The 17,007-nt window shown below is 63.5% G+C and carries 17 protein-coding genes and 1 pseudogene; 13 read left to right on the top strand and 5 right to left on the bottom strand.

Going from position 1 to position 17,007, the window contains the following annotated elements; translation table 11 throughout:
• Nucleotides 1-829 precede the first annotated feature (829 nt).
• From CAG29_RS27485 to CAG29_RS27475, 4 genes and pseudogenes are all read left to right on the top strand, one after another.
• Nucleotides 830-1,186, top strand: coding sequence for a DUF6124 family protein (locus tag CAG29_RS27485; protein WP_085584877.1), 357 nt, complete (start codon nt 830-832; stop codon nt 1,184-1,186).
• 144 nt (nt 1,187-1,330) lie between these two features.
• Nucleotides 1,331-1,558 (top strand): hypothetical protein, encoded by a 228-nt coding sequence (locus tag CAG29_RS27480; protein ID WP_085584879.1) that lies wholly within the window; start codon nt 1,331-1,333, stop codon nt 1,556-1,558.
• 150 nt (nt 1,559-1,708) lie between these two features.
• Nucleotides 1,709-1,990 (top strand): annotated as a pseudogene (locus tag CAG29_RS29200) (PAS domain-containing protein); the annotation flags it as partial.
• A gap of 207 nt (nt 1,991-2,197) precedes the next feature.
• Entirely contained in the window at nt 2,198-3,301 is a 1,104-nt protein-coding gene (locus CAG29_RS27475; RefSeq protein ID WP_371856117.1) for a methyl-accepting chemotaxis protein, read from the top strand.
• A gap of 295 nt (nt 3,302-3,596) precedes the next feature.
• On the opposite strand, the gene CAG29_RS27470 is transcribed toward CAG29_RS27475, so the two are convergent.
• The 5 genes from CAG29_RS27470 to norR form a co-directional block, all read right to left on the bottom strand.
• Nucleotides 3,597-4,346 carry a YkgJ family cysteine cluster protein gene (locus CAG29_RS27470; protein ID WP_085584883.1) on the bottom strand — a complete coding sequence of 250 codons (750 nt, stop codon included), beginning with the start codon at nt 4,344-4,346 and terminating at the stop codon, nt 3,597-3,599.
• 83 nt (nt 4,347-4,429) lie between these two features.
• The gene (locus CAG29_RS27465) at nt 4,430-4,750 is read right to left on the bottom strand and encodes a hypothetical protein (protein ID WP_085584885.1); all 321 of its coding nucleotides are present in this window, start codon (nt 4,748-4,750) and stop codon (nt 4,430-4,432) included.
• Nucleotides 4,751-4,889: 139 nt separating this feature from the next.
• Nucleotides 4,890-5,372, bottom strand: a complete 483-nt coding sequence (locus CAG29_RS27460; protein ID WP_256575609.1) for an N-acetyltransferase — start codon at nt 5,370-5,372, stop codon at nt 4,890-4,892.
• Nucleotides 5,373-5,375: 3 nt separating this feature from the next.
• Complete coding sequence (locus CAG29_RS27455; RefSeq protein ID WP_085584887.1) at nt 5,376-6,278, bottom strand: chemotaxis protein CheV; 903 nt, start codon at nt 6,276-6,278, stop codon at nt 5,376-5,378.
• A 123-nt stretch (nt 6,279-6,401) separates the two neighbouring features.
• Nucleotides 6,402-7,952, bottom strand: coding sequence for a nitric oxide reductase transcriptional regulator NorR (norR, locus tag CAG29_RS27450; protein WP_085695430.1), 1,551 nt, complete (start codon nt 7,950-7,952; stop codon nt 6,402-6,404).
• 161 nt (nt 7,953-8,113) lie between these two features.
• Here norR and hmpA point away from each other — a divergent pair, with 161 nt between their 5' ends.
• From hmpA to CAG29_RS27400, 9 genes are all read left to right on the top strand, one after another.
• Nucleotides 8,114-9,295, top strand: a complete 1,182-nt coding sequence (hmpA, locus tag CAG29_RS27445) for an NO-inducible flavohemoprotein (protein WP_085584892.1) — start codon at nt 8,114-8,116, stop codon at nt 9,293-9,295.
• 234 nt (nt 9,296-9,529) lie between these two features.
• Nucleotides 9,530-10,090 carry an ester cyclase gene (locus tag CAG29_RS27440; RefSeq protein ID WP_085584894.1) on the top strand — a complete coding sequence of 187 codons (561 nt, stop codon included), beginning with the start codon at nt 9,530-9,532 and terminating at the stop codon, nt 10,088-10,090.
• A 25-nt stretch (nt 10,091-10,115) separates the two neighbouring features.
• Entirely contained in the window at nt 10,116-10,625 is a 510-nt protein-coding gene (locus CAG29_RS27435; protein WP_085584896.1) for a disulfide bond formation protein B, read from the top strand.
• Between the two features lie 826 nt (nt 10,626-11,451).
• Nucleotides 11,452-12,393 (top strand): ubiquinol oxidase subunit II, encoded by a 942-nt coding sequence (cyoA, locus tag CAG29_RS27425; protein WP_085584898.1) that lies wholly within the window; start codon nt 11,452-11,454, stop codon nt 12,391-12,393.
• Between the two features lie 3 nt (nt 12,394-12,396).
• Nucleotides 12,397-14,427, top strand: a complete 2,031-nt coding sequence (gene cyoB, locus CAG29_RS27420) for a cytochrome o ubiquinol oxidase subunit I (protein ID WP_085584900.1) — start codon at nt 12,397-12,399, stop codon at nt 14,425-14,427.
• A 3-nt stretch (nt 14,428-14,430) separates the two neighbouring features.
• A complete protein-coding gene (locus CAG29_RS27415) occupies nt 14,431-15,057 on the top strand; it encodes a cytochrome o ubiquinol oxidase subunit III (protein ID WP_085584902.1) in 627 nt (208 codons plus the stop codon).
• Nucleotides 15,057-15,392, top strand: a complete 336-nt coding sequence (gene cyoD, locus CAG29_RS27410; RefSeq protein ID WP_085584904.1) for a cytochrome o ubiquinol oxidase subunit IV — start codon at nt 15,057-15,059, stop codon at nt 15,390-15,392. Before CAG29_RS27415 ends, cyoD begins: the two co-directional genes overlap by 1 nt.
• A 10-nt stretch (nt 15,393-15,402) precedes the next feature.
• Nucleotides 15,403-16,290, top strand: coding sequence for a heme o synthase (cyoE, locus tag CAG29_RS27405; RefSeq protein ID WP_085584906.1), 888 nt, complete (start codon nt 15,403-15,405; stop codon nt 16,288-16,290).
• A gap of 170 nt (nt 16,291-16,460) precedes the next feature.
• Nucleotides 16,461-16,952, top strand: coding sequence for a RidA family protein (locus tag CAG29_RS27400; RefSeq protein ID WP_085584908.1), 492 nt, complete (start codon nt 16,461-16,463; stop codon nt 16,950-16,952).
• Nucleotides 16,953-17,007: the final 55 nt, after the last annotated feature.

Here is a 17,007-nt window from a genome sequence, read left to right as displayed (position 1 = left end):
GTTTCTGACTGCCCGACACAATTCCCTGTGGGAGCTGCGGTGCGACGACTCGACTTGCCAGCGATGGGGCCGGCACTGCCGACATCTGTGGTGACTGACTCACCGTCATCGCCGGCAAGCCGGCTCCCACAGGTTTTTGTGGTGTGCCTGGATTTTGTGGGCACCGGGCTACTTGTGGGAGCTGCGGTGCGACGACTCGACTTGCCAGCGATGGCGGCCTGCCAGCCGAGCAATCCCTCCCAGACCACCTCAATCCCTGTGGGAGCTGGCTTGCCAGCGATGGCGGCCTGCCAGCCGACCAATCCCTCCCCGACCACCTCAATCCCTTGTGGGAGCCAGCCTGCTGGCGATAACGGCCTGCCAGCCAACCAATCCCCACCTGACTGCCCCCGATCCAACTGTAGGAGCCAGCCTGCTGGCGATAGCGGCCTGCCAGCCAATCAATCTCTACCTGACCACCCCAATCCCCATAGAACCTCACTGCATTTCAGAACCGAAATGTTTAAAGGCTGTTGCAGATTTGCCGAACCCTCCCACAAGGTTTTCAGGTTGTCCGTCGGAAGCCCGCTCTCTAGTCTTTCCCCGTCGCTGGCCATTCAGCGACCGGGAGGTGAGATGCCCGGCTGTTCAATTTGGAAACTAACGCAAGCGCCCCCATAATTGCCGCCAGCTCAGGCTGTCAGCAGTTCTTTATGGCGGTTATGTGCGGGCAGGCTTCGGTCTGGCCGGGTTTAGTTTCCTTACCGGTAATCTCACTCCGTACATAGCTGCCACCTCATTCCACGGGTGAGATCGGGAATGAAGGTGCAATTTCATAAGGAAATGCGTGATGGATAAATTGATCCCCGACCCACCCTCAACAACCCCACTCGCCGACGCCAGGCGCGCCGAAGAGCAAGCCAGAAACGAGCAAGCCGTCAAACGGGCCCTCGATTTCTACCTCAGCCCGGAACCCCACAAGCGCCGTCAGCCGAGTGCGATGTACACGGTCTGCCCCAACATCGGCAACGAGAACCTGCTGGCCGACGCCTGTGAGTCCCTGGCGTCGGCCAGCATCCTGGTCAGCAACTTCGCCAATGAGCTCAGCGGCCCGCATCGCAGCATGGCATTGGGGATCCAGCAGATCGTCATGCTCGCCGAGCTGGCGGTGAACCGGGCGCTGGACCGGGTGGCGCCGTTGGCGTGAGGCCGGAGCGTTCCGCCCATCGAACAGTCTCGGCATGAGGCCGGCCGGTTCCTTTTTCGGGGCTGTAAAGTGGTGGCGCGCAGGTATACTGCGCGCTTTCTCGGCTCCCTTCCGGAGCCGACCTCCCGCCTCCCCGGAGCCCCCATGACTGCCCCCACCGACGATGCCGTGACCGACGCCCCGGCCGTTCAACCTGACGCCAGCGAAACCCCGTCGGCCATCCCGGACTTCAAGTTCCCGTTCAGGCCCGGTGAGCTGGCCGCCGCCAAGGGTTCCAACCAGCCGTGGTACAAGAACGGCGCCAAGAACGGCCACACCAAAGTCCCCGGCATGGCGCCGCCCGGCACCCGGCGGTCGATGGGCAAGCGCTGATCCGGCACCGATGTGCGGCCATCGGCTGCGATTTTCCGTCGCAGTGATGGCTAATTGCTCAGATCCTGAGCCAGATCAACGTTTATCCAATGAGTGCGCTTAGAGTCAGCAGCCCTGCCGACTCTTTCCAATAAAACGAGCGCGCTCTCCATGAAGATCAATCTCCCGGTGACCGGGCGCAACGTCGATGTTGCGCCCGATGCGAACATCCTCTCGACCACCGATCTGAACAGCGCGATCACCTACGCCAACGACGACTTCATCAACATCTGCGGTTATGGCCGTGACGAGCTGCTGGGCGCGCCGCACAACCTGCTGCGCCATCCGGACATGCCGCCCCAGGCGTTCGCCCACATGTGGCAGACGCTCAAGCGCGGGCGTTCCTGGATGGGGCTGGTGAAGAACCGCTGCAAGAACGGTGATCATTACTGGGTCAGTGCCTATGTCACGCCGGTGACGCAGAACGGCGCGGCGGTGGAGTACCAGTCGGTGCGCACCCGGCCGGACGCGCGGCTGGTGGCGGCGGCGGAGCGGGCCTATGCGCGGTTGCGCGAAGGTCGCACGTCGCCTTGGGCGCGCCTGCCGGTGCTGGGGTTGCGGGGGCGGATCACGGCGCTGGCCAGCGCGTTGCTGGCGCTGGTGCTGGGCACCGAAGCGTGGTTGCGGCCGGAGTCGTTGTGGATCGATGCCGGGGCGTTCGTGGTCGGCAGCGCGGTCTGCGCCCTGGGCGTGGGCTGGCTGCTGCGGCCGCTGGAGCGCTTGACCGCGCGGGCGCAAACAATCGCCGACAACCCCTTGAGCCAGGGCATCTACACCGGCCGGCGGGACGAGTTCGGCCAGATCGAGTTTGCCTTGCAGATGCTGGAGGCCCAGGTCGGCGCGGTCGTCGGGCGGATCGGCGACGCTTCGCAGCGGCTGGCCGGGCATGCCGCGCAATTGGTCGATCACCTGCACAGCAGCCACACCAGCAGCCTGGCCCAGCAGGCTGAGACCGATCAAGTGGCGGCAGCGATCCATCAGATGGCGGCCAGTGTCGCCGAGGTGGCCAGCCATGCCCAGCAGGCCTCGGTGGCGGCGGACATGGCCGGCACGGAAACCCGTGAAGGGCATCTGCTGGTCGGCGAAAGCCGCACGGCGGTGCTGCGCCTGGCCGAGGAGCTGGGCCGGGCGACCGAGGTGATCCATCAACTGGAAGGCCACAGCAGCGAGATTTCCGGGGTGCTGGAGGTGATCCGCAGCATCGCCGAGCAGACCAACCTGCTGGCGCTCAACGCTGCCATCGAAGCGGCGCGGGCCGGGGATGCCGGGCGCGGGTTCGCGGTGGTGGCCGACGAAGTGCGGGGGCTGGCCCAGCGTACCCAGCAATCGACCAACGAGATCCAGCGGATGATCAGCACCCTGCAGAACGGCGCCCGGGACGCGGTGCTGGCCATGCAGCAGAGCGGCGAGCATGTGGACAACAGCGTCGAACAGGCGAAGCGGGCGGCGCAGGCATTGGACGGCATCAGCGGGCGTGTGGGGCAGATCACCGAAATGAGCCTGCAGATCGCGGCGGCGGTGGAGGAGCAGAGCGCGGTGAGCGAGGACATCAACCGCAACATCGTCAGCATCCGCTCGGCCTGCGAGGTGACGGTGGACGAAGGGCGGCAGAGTCAGGCCAATTCGCAGGACGTGGCGGGGCTGGCGGGGGACCTGCGGTCGTTGGCGCGGGAGTTCTGGGGGCGGCGTCAGGTCAGGGATTGAGGGTGTTCCGGCCGGCCTCATCGCCAGCAGGCTGGCTCCCACGGGGGGCGTTGCCGGACGGGTCTCTTCGCGGGCAAGTCGAATCGTCGCACCGCAGCTCCCACAGGTTTTTGGGTGTGCAGGGATTTGCGCACGACCGGGATCCCTGTGGGAGCCAGCCTGCTGGCGATGGCGGCAGCCCAGGCGCCGCAGGCTCCCACAGGTGACATGGGGGCTCAAAATCAGTGAACGACGCGGACCCTGTGGGAGCTAGCTTGCTAGCGATGAGGCCACCAGCCCCGGTGCAAGATCCGAATCAGGCCGCTCGCAGCGGAATGAAGGCATAGGTCAGCGCCGGCTCCGTCACCACCTGCGCCCCCGCCGCCCGCACTTGCCCGGCAATGTCATCGCCGGAGACATGGAACTGCCATTCACCCGGCGTCTCGGCCAGCGGTTGCGCCGTCACTTGGTCGATCACGCCGGCCAGCGCCGCCATGTCCGGCAGGTACGCGGTGAAGCCGTCGCCCTTGAGTGCGGTGGTGCGGATGCCGAGCAGTCCGCAGACCGCCTCCTTGATGCGGATGTCGTCGCGGTCCGCCTGGCGCGACCGCTGGATCAGTTCCACCAGTTCTCGGTCCACCAACTCCCCGCCGACGATCAGCTCCGGCCCCTGGGTCCAGGATTCCGGCGGGCAGTCCTTGGCGGCGGGGTTGAGCGGGATGTGCGGGTTGATCTCCGCCGGGTAGATGCGGCACACCAGCGGGCGGCGTTCGTAGATGCGGCAGCGCTTGTCGTCGTCAAGATTCCGGCAGGGGCCGACGTTGTAGGCGGCGAAGGTGATCGCCACGTGGACGTGGGCCTCTGCGCTGCGCACCACGGCCGAACGGCGCTCGGCGTGCTCGCGCTGCTGCGCCGGCAAGCCCAGGCCGTTGCCGAGGAACGCCTCCACCAGCACGATCACTTGACCGCCGTCCGCCGCCCACATGCGGGTTTCGGCCAGGGTCAGGGGCACATGGTGGTCGGTGCAGCATTTGCCGCAGCCCACGCAGGAAAACGTCGTATTCATTGAACGGCCAATCTTCGGTCAGGAGGTGGAGCGGCGACGGAAAGCCGCCGGGCTGAGCCCTGGCGAAGCAAGTTGCACGCCATTCACCGACCCTTGGCGGTCGGCCGCACCGAGTCCCATTCGGTGACGTAGGCGCTCTTGGCCTTTCTGTCGTACAGGCACAGCTCGGTGCCTTGCTGGCCTTTCATGTGTTTTTGCGGGTACTGGCCCTGCAGCAGCACGGCGGTGTAGCCGACCCGGTCGTCGAACGGCGCGGCGGTGCCGACGGGCTTGGGGGCTTTCAGGCCGCTGGCCTGGGTGCAGGCGGCGAGCACGGCTTTGTCGTGGGCGGCCCAGGCGTCGGGGCTGGAGGCCTGGGCCAGCGGGGCGAGGGCCGCGAGGCAGAAGAGGGTGAGGGCTTTCATGGTTCGGCATCCTTGGGGGTGGGTGTCCAAGGTTCGGAGTATGCCTGATGGGGGGCGGTTGTCAGTGCTGGCCATTCGCGAGCACGGACGCCATCGCCAGCAGGCTGGCTCCCACAAAGTTCTGCGGTAAGCGATCGGGTCAGTCGGGCACGGGCTCGCGGTGGACCACGTACATCCCGGCGCTTTCGTACAGGCGTTGCGCGCGCAGGTTGTCTTCCAGCACCTTCAGGTCGACGAAGCCTTCGTGGCGCGCCCGAAACACCCTGAACACCTCCAGCAGCAGCGCCCGACCCAGGCCCCGGCCCTGAAGGCGGGGATGCACCACCAGGTTCTTCAGGTACGAACTGGTCCAGCACTGCGCCACGCCAGCGATGCCCTCGGCATCGCTGGCGATCAGGCACAGCGTCGGGTCGTATTCCGGGTCGCTCTCGAACTGCGCTTGCCAGTGTTCCAGCGCAGGCACCCGGCCGCCGCCTTCGCGGTAGCCGAGCTCCATCAGGCGGTGCACCGCCGGCGCCAGTTCGGTGCGGTAGGTGGTGAGTCCGATCCCGTTCGGCCACTCGATGGGCGGCACGTCCTGGCTCAGGTCGCGCCGCATCAGGTAGCAGAAGGTCTCGGCCATCGGTCAATGGCCCTGGGCGGCGACGTACTTGGCCGCTTCGATCAGACAGTGGGTGAGTTCCGGCGAGGAGAACTTGGTCAGCACTCCGTTGGCGCCGGCCTGACGGGCCTTTTCGCTGTTCATCGCGCTGTCGAGCGAGGTGTGCAGCAGCACATAGAGGTGGGCGAAGTCTGGCGTCTCGCGCAGGGTGCGGGTGAAGGCGTAGCCGTCCATCTCCGACATTTCGATGTCCGAGACGATCAGGTTGATCTCCTGCGCGGTGCCTTGCAGGTCCAGCAGGCAGCCGATGGCTTCCTTGGCGCTGCGGGCGGTGTGGCATTCCAGGCCGAGGTTGCGCAGGGTGTGCACCGATTGCTGCAGCGCCACCTGGCTGTCGTCCACCACCAGGATGCGTGCGTTGCCCAGCACTTCGGCGTCTTCCATGCTCAGTTCGGTCGGGGTCAGGTCGATCTCCACCGGGGCGATGCCGTGGATGACCTTTTCGATGTCCAGCACCTGCACCAGCGTGCCGTCCACCGACGTGACGCCGGTGATGTAGGCACGCGAGCCGCCGGAGCCGAAGGGCGGCGGCTTGATGTCGGTGGTCAGGCAGTGGACGATCTTGCTCACCGCCTGCACGTGCAGGCCCTGTTTCGAACGGCTGACGTCGGTGACGATCAGGCAGCCGCCGTTGGGATCCTCCAGCGGCCGCTCGCCGATGGCGCGGCTCAGGTCGATGACCGACAGCGACGTCCCGCGCAGGGTGGCGATGCCTTTGACGTGGGGGTGCGACTCCGGCAGCTTGGTCAGCGGCGGGCAGGGGATGATTTCACTGACTTTCAGCAGGTTGATCGCCATCAGCTTGCCGCTGCGCAAGGTAAACAGCAGAAGCGAAAGTGAATCTGCGCGGGCTTTGTTGGAAGACATAAAAACCTTCTGTTGAAAAAGGTGAGCGGCGATCCACGGATCGCCAGCAGGTATCGATGCCGGGTTATCGACTTGATGCCGGCAGGCTTTAGGGATTCTGGCGCCAATCGGACGGCGTGGCGGTCATTTCATCCCCAGCCTTTTGGCCAGCCGCCCCAGGTTCGCCCGGTCCAGCCCCAGTTCGCGGGCGGCGCTGGCCCAGTTGTCCCGGTGGCGTTCCAGGGCGGCGCCGATCAGCTGGCGCTGGTACTGCTCGGTGGCGCTGCGCAGGTCTGCGCCGGGCAAGGGCAGGGCGGCTGCGGCGACCGGCGGCGCCAGGTTATCCACAACCTCGCGGGGCAAGTCGAGGTCCGCCGCATGCAAGGTGAGGATCTTCGGCCGTACCTTGCAGTTGCCCAGCGCCTTGAGCGCGCTGCGGCCGATCAGGTGTTCCAGTTCGCGCACGTTGCCCGGCCAAGTGTAGGCCAGCAGCGCCTCCTGGGCGTCGGCGCTCAGGCGCAGGCTGCCCAGGCCCATGCGCGAGCGGTTCTGCTCCAGGAAAAAGCCGCTGAGCAGCAGCACGTCGCGGCCCCGGTCGCGCAGGGCCGGCACCCGCAAGGGGTACACGCTCAGGCGGTGGTAGAAGTCGGCGCGGTAGCGGCCGTTGCGCACTTCGTCGGCCAGGTCGCGGTTGGTGGCGGCGATCAGGCGCACGTCCACCTGGTGTTCCTTGTCCGAGCCCAGGCGCTGCAGCTGACCGCTCTGCAGCACCCGCAACAGTTTGGCCTGGACGGTCAGCGACAGCTCGCCGACCTCATCGAGGAACAGCGTGCCGCCGTTGGCCAGTTCGAACTTGCCGCGCCGGTCGGCGGTGGCGCCGGTGAAGGCGCCACGCACGTGGCCGAACAGTTCGCTTTCCACCAGGGTGTCCGGCAGGGCGGCGCAGTTGAGGCTGATGATCGGTTTGTCGGCGCGGGGCGAGGCGGCGTGGATCGCCTGGGCCACCAGTTCCTTGCCGACCCCGGTCTCGCCGGTGATCAGTACGGTCAGGTCGCTGCCGCCCACCAGTTGGATCTCTTCCACCAGGCGTTTATGGGCCTTGCTCTGGCCGATCATTTCCCGGTGCAGCTGGCCGCTGGCCTGGCGATAGACCTCGGCTCGCTGGTGTTCGTCTTCGGCGCGCAGCGCCAGGCGTTCAATGCGCTCGGCGGCGTTCACCGTGGCCGAGGCCAGGCTGGCGAAGGCTTGCAGGGCGTCGAGCTCGATCGGCTCGAAGCGTTCGGGGTCGAGGGCGTCGAGGGTGATCAGGCCCCACAGCCGTTCATCGACAAACAGCGGGCAGCCGAGGCAGTCATGGACTTCCAGGTGGTCGGCCAGCCCGTCCACCAGACCGTCGTAGGGGTCGGGCAGTTCGCTGTCGGCGGCGAAGCGGGTCGGTCCTGCGCCCGCCAGCAGCACTTCGAAACGCGGGTGCTCGCTGACCTTGAAGCGCCGCCCCAGGGTGTCGGCGCTCAAGCCGTCCACCGCCAGCGGCACCAGGCAATCACCGTCCAGGCGCAGCAGCGCGGCGGCGTCGCACGGCAGTAGCGCGCGCATGGCTTCGAGCAGGCGTCGGTAGCGCTCGCCCTCGGGCAGTTCGCGGGACAGGTCGGCGACCAAGGGGAGCAGGGCGGTGAGCAGGGGTTTGGCGGACATGGTGGTAGTCATTCGGACTCTGTGTAGTCGGCGTGACTATACGCGCGCCTGTGTCGATATGACTACGCTATTTATAACTCATTGATTTTATTCAATAAAAAACTTGGCATGAAAGCTGAAACGCTTAAGACATTAATCAAGAAAGCTCAGGAGTCACCCTTATGCTTAGCGTTCAGGACCGTGCAATCATCAAATCCACCGTGCCGCTGCTGGAGAGCGGCGGCGAAGCGCTGATCACCCATTTCTACCGGATGATGCTGTCCGAATACCCTGAGGTGCGCCCGCTGTTCAACCAGGCCCACCAGGCCAGCGGCGACCAGCCCCGGGCCTTGGCCAACGGCGTGCTGATGTACGCCCGCCACATCGACCAGCTCGACCAGTTGGGCGATCTGGTGGCCAAGATCATCAACAAGCACGTGGCGTTGCAGATCCTGCCGGAGCACTACCCGATCGTCGGCAGCTGCCTGCTGCGCGCGATTTCCGAAGTGCTGGGCGACGAGATCGCGACGCCTGACGTCATGAGCGCCTGGGGCGCGGCCTACGGCCAGCTCGCCGACATCCTGATCGGCGCCGAATCCGCCATCTACGACCAGAAGGAACAGGCCCCCGGCGGATGGCGCGGGGCGCGGGAGTTCATCGTCGCGGCCAAGGTCGAGGAGAGCGCGGAAATCATCTCGTTCTACTTCGAGCCGGCGGACAAGGGCCCGATCCTTGCGGCCGAGCCTGGCCAGTACATCGGCATGAAACTGATCCTCGACGGCGAAGAGATCCGCCGCAACTACTCGCTGTCGGCGCTGGCGAACAACGGCCAGTACCGCATCAGCGTCAAGCGCGAGCCCGGCGGACGCGCCTCCAATCACCTGCATGACCAGCTGCACGTCGGGGCGAGTATCCAGCTGTTCCCGCCGTCGGGCGAGTTCACCCTGACCGACAGCGACAAACCGCTGGTGCTGATCAGCGGCGGCGTCGGCATCACGCCGACCTTGGCGATGCTGGAGGCGGCGCTGGAGACCGAGCGTCCGGTGCACTTCATCCACTGCGCGCGCAACGGCGGCGTGCATGCGTTCCGCGACTGGGTCGACGGGCTGGCCGAGCGTCACCCGCAGCTCAAGCGCTTCTACTGCTACGCCGAGGACGACGGCGTGAGCCCGGCGGCGGACAAGGTCGGGCTGTTGAGCGAGGAGCAACTGGGCCAATGGCTGCCGGCGCAGCGTGACGTGGACGCCTACTTCCTGGGGCCGAAGGGCTTCATGGCGGCCATCAAGCGCCACCTCAAGGCGCTGGGCGTGCCGGAGGCGCAGAGCCGTTTCGAGTTCTTCGGGCCGGCGGCTGCGTTGGAGTGATCTGAAACCGGGTGGCCTTCATCGCGGGCAAGCCCGCTCCCACAGGAACCGTGGTGGATGCAGAAAGTGCGGCCACTGCAAAACACTGTGGGAGCGGGCTTGCCCGCGATTGGCCGTGATGCGGTCCCGATTCTTAAAAAGTGTTTAAAGGTTAATCGTTTCTTAACCGGTTTATCGTTTATTCCCCGATGCTGATGATAGGCGCTCGTTCGTTTACAGGATCAGGATCGCCCCATGTCGCACCTCACCTTCTCCCGCCGTTTCAGCCTGGCCGCATTGGGCCTGTCGGCTGCCTTGCTCGCCAGCCCGTTCGCGTCTGCCGAATCCGCCTTGATCAAGCCCCAAAGCCTGACCGTTGACCGGAGCCTGCCCAAGGCGCAGCAAGAGGCGATGGAGCTGGCGGCGCGGCGCTACGGCAGTTTCTGGAACTCGGGGGAGGAGGCGTTGGCCACGGCGGCGCTGTCGCCGCAGTTCGTCGACATGACCCCGCCGCAAGGCCGGGTGCAGGGGCCGACCGGCCCGTTGCTGGCGTCCAGGTTCTTCCGCACGGCGGTGCCGGACCTGAGCTGCGAGATCGAGCAGATGATCGTCGCCGGCGACCGCGTTGTGGTGCATCTGCACTTTCGCGGGCATTTCACCGGCACCTTCAAGGCTCTCAAAGGGCAGGGCCAGCGTGTAGACTTCCGGGCAACCGATATCTATCAGATCGACAATGGCCGGATCGCGGCCAATTGGCATATCGAAGACAACATCAGCCTGATGGCGCAACTGCAGGCGCAGGCGCCGGCCGGCTGAACCATGGACATGAAAGGGAAACGCGATGAGCGAGGAATCGATTCGGTTGGGACGTGAGCGGCGCTGGCTGGTGTTGCTGGGCATCATCTGCCTGGCGCTGATCGGCGGGGCGCTGTACATGCAGATCGTGCTGGGCGAGGCGCCGTGCCCGCTGTGCATCCTGCAGCGCTATGCGTTGCTGCTGATCGCGCTGTTCGCGTTCATCGGCGCCGCCATGCGCACTCGCCGCAGCATCACGGTGTTCGAGGCGCTGGTGGTGGTCTGCGCGCTGGCCGGGGCCGGGGTGGCGGGGCATCACGTGTACACCCAGTTCTACCCGGCGGTGAGCTGCGGCATCGATGTGCTGCAGCCGATCGTCGATGACCTGCCGCTGGCGAAGATCTTCCCGCTGGGCTTCCAGGTGGACGGTTTCTGCTCGACGCCGTACCCGCCGATCCTCGGCCTGTCGCTGGCCCAGTGGGCGCTGCTGGCCTTCGTGCTGGTGGTGATCCTGGTGCCGCTGCTGACCGCGCGCAACCGCCGGGCGTTGCGCTGAGTCAACTTATCCCAAGGCTTGCCGATACAGGACGGCGCCCCGATTTCCGGGTTCGGAGATCGGGGCGCCGTGCCATTTCAGGGGCCGTGTGAAAACGTCGTGACGAACGGCAACGAACGGTGCGGCAAGTGTGCGACATGTTGTCACACACATTGCGCCGCGGTGTCGTTTTCAGGACAGGGGTGACGCAGGATCAGGCAAGCGAACGGTTCTGTTTCGACATTTGTCAGCATTTATTCAGCGTCGTTCCGGCAGGCAGTTTTAACAACATCTGGCATTTGGCCAGAACCCTTTGGTTATCGGGGTTTACGCCGATCGGGGATCGGGAAAATGCCTTCGGAGCTGTCTGATCTGGGGCGGGTACACCTACATTTTTTGGTGTTTTTGTTGAGAATCGATTTCGATACCATGCGCCACTTTTGCAAAAACGGTGATGGATTGTTGCTCTGAGGGATAAAAATTATTTCGGGATGAGACATGGTGTCGGGGGCGCTACCTCACTACAATCGCCCGCACTGAATTCCCGGCACTGCCCGTCCTTATAAAGGCACAGGCAGGAAGTCGGGTATCGAGGCGGCCATGAGGCCTGCCGCGATACCCAGGTGTCGGTGCCTTCCAACTTTCCGCACCAAATGGAATTGGTCTGTAACAAGGCCTTTGACCACGAATTCGAATAAGAACTGACCGCTGTCCCAGGATTTGTCGAGCGTCTGACGCGCGACGGGCGGCCCTTATTCAATCCAAAGAAAATGCCAACCCTTGGCAGGGTGAAGTGTTGGCGATCAAAACCCAACTGCATTGCGCAAGCTGCTTTAGAGGTCGTGAGATGAGTAAAAACAGGTACCCCAGATTACTAGGCCTAGTGCCGCTGCTCGGCACGTTGCTGCTGGGAGGCTGCAACATGACCTTGCTCAATCCAACGGGCCAGATCGGCCTGGAACAGCGCAACCTGATCATCACCGCCACGCTGCTGATGCTGTTGGTCGTGGTGCCGGTCATCGTGATGACCTTCCTGTTCGCCTGGAAGTACCGCGCCTCCAACAAGAACGCCGTCTACACCCCGAAATGGTCGCACTCGACCAAGATCGAAGTGGCCGTCTGGACCATCCCTGTCCTGATCATCATCGCCCTGGGCTACATCACCTATAAGTCGACCCACTCGCTGGATCCTTATCGCCCGATCGAATCCGACGTCAAGCCTGTGACCATCGAAGTGGTCGCGCTGGACTGGAAATGGCTGTTCATCTATCCGGAACAAGGCATCGCCACGGTCAACAAGATCGTGTTCCCGGCGCACACGCCGATCAACTTCAAGATCACCTCCGACGCCGTGATGAACTCGTTCTTCATCCCGGGCCTGGGCGGCCAGATCTACGCGATGGCAGGCATGCAGACCAAGCTGCACCTGATCGCCGACCGCAACGCTGAAATGGAAGGCATCTCCGCCAACTACAGCGGCGCTGGTTTCACCGGCATGAAATTCAAGGCTATCGCAACTTCCCAGGAAGATTTCGACGCCTGGGTAAGTGAAGTCAAAAAGGCACCTAAACAGCTTGATCAAGCTGAATACGCAGCCCTTTCCAAGCCAAGCCAGAACAATCCGGTTGAGCTCTACTCCTCGGTCACGCCGAACCAGTTCCAGATCATCGTCGACAAGTACGAAGGCATGAAACCGGGCAAGCCTCTGAAGCACGAGAAGAAAGAGAAGGAAGTGGCCGCCACGGAAATGGACTCGAATTCGCATTCAGCTGCCGGGGCAGAGGAGTAAACGATGTTTGGTAAATTAAGTTGGGAAGCGGTTCCTTTCCACGAGCCGATTGTCATGGTGACCATCGCCATGATCGCGCTCGGTGGTCTGGGGCTGTTCGCGGCAATCACCTACTTCAAGAAGTGGACCTACCTGTGGACCGAGTGGCTGACGTCGGTCGACCACAAGAAAATCGGCGTGATGTACATCATCGTCGCCATGGTCATGCTGCTGCGCGGCTTCGCCGACGCCATCATGATGCGTTCCCAGCTGGCCATGGCCACCGAGGGTTCGCCTGGCTACTTGCCGCCTGAACACTATGACCAGATCTTCACCGCCCACGGTGTGATCATGATCATCTTCATGGCGATGCCATTCTTCACCGGCCTGATGAACCTGGCGGTTCCGCTGCAGATCGGCGCCCGTGACGTTGCCTTCCCGTTCCTGAACTCCCTGAGCTTCTGGCTGCTGGTGTCCGGCGTCGTGCTGATCAACCTGTCCCTGGGCGTCGGCGAATTCGCCAAGACCGGCTGGGTTGCCTATCCGCCGCTGTCGGGCCTGCAATACAGCCCTGGCGTGGGTGTGGACTACTACATCTGGGCGCTGCAGCTATCGGGCCTGGGTACGACGCTCACGGGGGTCAACTTCCTGGCCACCGTTCTGAAAATGCGTACCCCTGGCATGAAGCTGATGGACATGCCGATCTTCACCTGGACCTGCACCTGGGCCAACGTCCTGATCGTGGCTTCGTTCCCGATCCTGACCGCCACCCTGGCGCTGCTGACCCTTGACCGTTACATGGATTTCCACATTTTCACCAACGAACTTGGTGGCAATCCGATGATGTACGTCAACCTGTTCTGGGCCTGGGGCCACCCTGAGGTGTACATCCTGATCCTGCCGGCGTTCGGCATCTTCTCGGAAGTCGTCTCGGCGTTCACCGGCAAGAAACTGTTCGGCCACCACTCGATGATCTACGCCTCGGGCGCGATCTCGGTGCTGGGCTTCATGGTTTGGCTGCACCACTTCTTCACCATGGGCTCGGGCGCCAGCGTCAACGCCTTCTTCGGTCTGGCGACGATGCTGATCTCCATCCCTACGGGCGTGAAGCTGTTCAACTGGCTGTTCACCATCTACCAGGGCCGTCTGCGCTTCACCAGCCAGGTGATGTGGACCCTGGGCTTCATGGTGACCTTCGCCATCGGCGGCATGACCGGCGTACTGCTGGCCATCCCGGGTGCGGACTTCGTGCTGCACAACAGCCTGTTCGTGATCGCGCACTTCCACAACGTGATCATCGGCGGCGCGGTATTCGGCTACATCGCAGGCTTCGGCTTCTACTTCCCTAAAGCGTTCGGCTTCAAGCTGCACGAAGGCTGGGGCAAGGCAGCGTTCTGGTTCTGGATCGTCGGCTTCTTCGTCGCGTTCATGCCGCTGTACGCACTGGGCTTCATGGGCATGACCCGTCGCCTGAACGCCACCACCAACCCTGAGTGGGTGCCGTACCTGTACGTCGCCATGGTCGGTGCGGTGCTGATCGCGTTCGGTATCGCTTCCCAGCTGATCCAGCTGTACGTGTCGGTGCGTGACCGCAACAAGCCAGAGAACATGTGCGAACACGGCGACCCGTGGAATGCCCATACCCTGGAATGGTCGACCTCGTCGCCGCCACCGTTCTACAACTTCGCCGTCCTGCCGAAGGCCGACTGCATCGACCCGTTCACCGAAGCCAAGGAAAACGGTACCGCGTACCAGAAGCCGGCCAAGTACGAGCCGATCCACATGCCGAACAACACCGCCACCGGTGTGGTGATGGGCGCTCTGCTGACCGTGTTCGGTTTCGCGATGATCTGGCACATCTGGTGGCTGGCGATCGCGAGCCTGGCAGGCACCGTGATCTACTTCGTGATCCACGCTGCGCGTGACGATCAGGGCTACATGGTGCCGGTCGACGTGATCGAGCGCATCGAAGCCGAGCAGCACAAGCGTCTGGTCGCGGCCGGCAAGATCCCGGCGTCCGCCACCCGTGTTGAAACCAAGTTGGAACAGGCTTAAACAATGTCGAACTTAGTGACCAATGTTGGACACGCCCATGGTCATGACCATGGGCACGATGACCATCACCACGACTCGGGCGAGATGACCGTCTACGGTTTCTGGCTCTACCTGATGACCGACTGCATCCTGTTTGCGTCGATCTTCGCGGTGTACGCGGTACTGGTGAACAACGTGGCCGGCGGACCGTCGGGCCACGACATCTTCGAACTGCCTTACGTGCTGGGCGAAACCGCTCTGCTGCTGTTCAGTTCGATCACCTACGGCTTCGCCATGCTGGCGTTGTACAAGGGCAAGAAGCAGCAGGTGCTGGGTTGGCTGTTCATGACCTTCCTGCTGGGCGCGGGCTTCATCGCCATGGAGATCAACGAGTTCCACCTGCTGATCTCCGAAGGCTTCGGCCCTAACCGTTCGGGCTTCCTGTCCGGGTTCTTCACCCTGGTCGGCACCCACGGCCTGCACGTTTCCGCCGGTCTGATCTGGATGGCGGTGATGATGTACCAGGTCAACAAACATGGCCTGACGTCGACCAACAAGACCCGCCTGAGCTGCCTGAGCCTGTTCTGGCACTTCCTGGACGTGGTCTGGATCTGCGTCTTCACCGTCGTCTACCTGATGGGGACCCTGTAATGGCTAATGCACACTCCCATGACAGCCACGATGCTGGCCACGGCAGCGTAAAGTCTTACGCCATCGGCTTCATCCTGTCGGTGATCCTGACCGTCATCCCGTTCGGCCTGGTGATGTACCCAAGCCTGCCGAAGGCGACGACGCTGGCGATCGTCCTGCTGTTCGCGGTGATCCAGGTGATCGTTCACCTGTATTACTTCCTGCACCTGGACCGTTCCGCGGCGCAGCGCAACAACGTGATTGCGTTCGTCTTCACGGCCATCGTGATTCTGCTGCTGGTCGGCTTGTCGCTGTGGATCATGTTCAGCATCCACACGTTCATGATGGCGAAGTGAGGTAGACCCGATGTCGCTCAAGCACTTTATCCAAATCACCAAACCGGGGATCATTTTCGGTAACGTGCTTTCGGTGGCAGGCGGCTTCTTCCTGGCCTCCAAAGGGCATGTCGATCTGGCCGTGTTCCTGGCGGCCATGATCGGCACCTCCCTGGTCGTGGCCTCCGGTTGCGTGTTCAACAACTGCATCGACCGCGACATCGACCTGAAGATGGAGCGCACCAAGAACCGGGTGCTGGTTCAGGGGCTCGTGTCCCTGAAACTGGCCCTGGCCTATGCGACCGTCCTGGGTGTCGCCGGCGTTGCGTTGCTGTACAAGGTGGCCAACCCGTTGGCTGCCCTGTTCGCCGTGATCGGCTTCATCATCTACGTCGGCTTCTACAGCCTGTACCTCAAGCGCAAGTCGGTTCACGGCACGCTGGTGGGCAGTCTGTCGGGCGCCATGCCGCCGGTGATCGGTTACGTGGCCGTGAGCAACAGCTTCGACATGGCCGCGCTGACCCTGCTGGTGATGTTCAGCCTGTGGCAGATGCCGCATTCCTACGCTATCGCGATCTTCCGCTTCAAGGATTACCAGGCCGCATCGATTCCGGTGCTGCCGGTGAAGCGCGGGATCGAGACGGCCAAGAAGCACATCCTGATCTACATCCTGGCGTTCCTGGCGGCGACCCTGATGCTGACCCTGAGCGGCTACGCCGGCATGAGCTACTTCGCCGTCGCCGCGGCCATGGGCATGTACTGGCTGTACATGGCCTGGACCGGCAACAAGGCTGTGGACGACACCGTCTGGGCACGCAAGCTGTTCGTGTTCTCGATCTTCACCATCACCGCGCTGAGCGTGATGATGTCGGTGGACTTCAAGGTGCCGGGCGACGTGCTGATGACGTACGCGCAGTAAGGTTCGCAGGCTTCAAGAAAAACCCCGCCATCGGAAGATGGACGGGGTTTTTTCTTGCCTGCGTTTCGGTGCCGGGGGAGGGGAATGGCCGGTTGCGCGGTAATGGCAAAAGGCCTAGATTTGGATCCAAACCTGCGGTCCTTCATGCATCGATTCAGAGGCTGGGCGAAATGACGGAAAGGCTGACCTGCGACGAACGCTTCATTGCACTGGCGAAAGAACTGAACTTCGACATCTATGGCGAGAACTCCAGCGGCGGCAACTATGCGCCGCTGATCCGCCATCACGACGAGCTGTACATCAGCGGCCTGGTGCCGCGCACCCACGGCCAGATCCAGTACCCGGGCCGGGTCGGCCTGGAGCTGACGCTCAAGGATGCGCAGGCCGCCGCCAGCATCAGCGCGATGCGCGCGCTGGCGCTGATCGTCGATGCCGTCGGCTCGCTGGACAAGGTCAAGGCGCTGCTGCGGGTCACGGTCTACGTGAAGTCCACGGCGGACTTCGTCGACCTGAGCGAAGTGGCCAACGGCGCATCGGATGTGTTCAGCCACGTGTTCGGCGATGTCGGCCGGCACACCCGCACCACGGTCGGCGTGTATCAGTTGCCCAAGAACGCGGCCATCGAAGTGGACATGATCGCGGCGCTGCATCCGTCGGCCTGACCGCCGCACAGCAAAAAGCCCCGCCTGGATTCCAGAGCGGGGCTTTTTCGTCAGA

The organism is Pseudomonas sp. B7(2017) (assembly GCF_002112745.1).
GTDB classification, from domain to species: Bacteria; Pseudomonadota; Gammaproteobacteria; order Pseudomonadales; family Pseudomonadaceae; genus Aquipseudomonas; species Aquipseudomonas ekonensis.
This window is presented reverse-complemented; position numbering and strand designations above follow the sequence as displayed.

Excerpts from the sequence above, each read along its gene's own strand:
- CAG29_RS27485 (WP_085584877.1), top strand. The coding sequence starts at position 830 with ATGGATAAATTGATCCCCGACCCACCCTCAACAACCCCACTCGCCGAC.
- CAG29_RS27480 (WP_085584879.1), top strand. The coding sequence starts at position 1,331 with ATGACTGCCCCCACCGACGATGCCGTGACCGACGCCCCGGCCGTTCAA.
- CAG29_RS27470 (WP_085584883.1), bottom strand. The coding sequence starts at position 4,346 with ATGAATACGACGTTTTCCTGCGTGGGCTGCGGCAAATGCTGCACCGAC.
- CAG29_RS27465 (WP_085584885.1), bottom strand. The coding sequence starts at position 4,750 with ATGAAAGCCCTCACCCTCTTCTGCCTCGCGGCCCTCGCCCCGCTGGCC.
- CAG29_RS27460 (WP_256575609.1), bottom strand. The coding sequence starts at position 5,372 with ATGGCCGAGACCTTCTGCTACCTGATGCGGCGCGACCTGAGCCAGGAC.
- CAG29_RS27455 (WP_085584887.1), bottom strand. The coding sequence starts at position 6,278 with ATGTCTTCCAACAAAGCCCGCGCAGATTCACTTTCGCTTCTGCTGTTT.
- norR (WP_085695430.1), bottom strand. The coding sequence starts at position 7,952 with ATGTCCGCCAAACCCCTGCTCACCGCCCTGCTCCCCTTGGTCGCCGAC.
- hmpA (WP_085584892.1), top strand. The coding sequence starts at position 8,114 with ATGCTTAGCGTTCAGGACCGTGCAATCATCAAATCCACCGTGCCGCTG.
- CAG29_RS27440 (WP_085584894.1), top strand. The coding sequence starts at position 9,530 with ATGTCGCACCTCACCTTCTCCCGCCGTTTCAGCCTGGCCGCATTGGGC.
- CAG29_RS27435 (WP_085584896.1), top strand. The coding sequence starts at position 10,116 with ATGAGCGAGGAATCGATTCGGTTGGGACGTGAGCGGCGCTGGCTGGTG.
- cyoA (WP_085584898.1), top strand. The coding sequence starts at position 11,452 with ATGAGTAAAAACAGGTACCCCAGATTACTAGGCCTAGTGCCGCTGCTC.
- cyoB (WP_085584900.1), top strand. The coding sequence starts at position 12,397 with ATGTTTGGTAAATTAAGTTGGGAAGCGGTTCCTTTCCACGAGCCGATT.
- CAG29_RS27415 (WP_085584902.1), top strand. The coding sequence starts at position 14,431 with ATGTCGAACTTAGTGACCAATGTTGGACACGCCCATGGTCATGACCAT.
- cyoD (WP_085584904.1), top strand. The coding sequence starts at position 15,057 with ATGGCTAATGCACACTCCCATGACAGCCACGATGCTGGCCACGGCAGC.
- cyoE (WP_085584906.1), top strand. The coding sequence starts at position 15,403 with ATGTCGCTCAAGCACTTTATCCAAATCACCAAACCGGGGATCATTTTC.
- CAG29_RS27400 (WP_085584908.1), top strand. The coding sequence starts at position 16,461 with ATGACGGAAAGGCTGACCTGCGACGAACGCTTCATTGCACTGGCGAAA.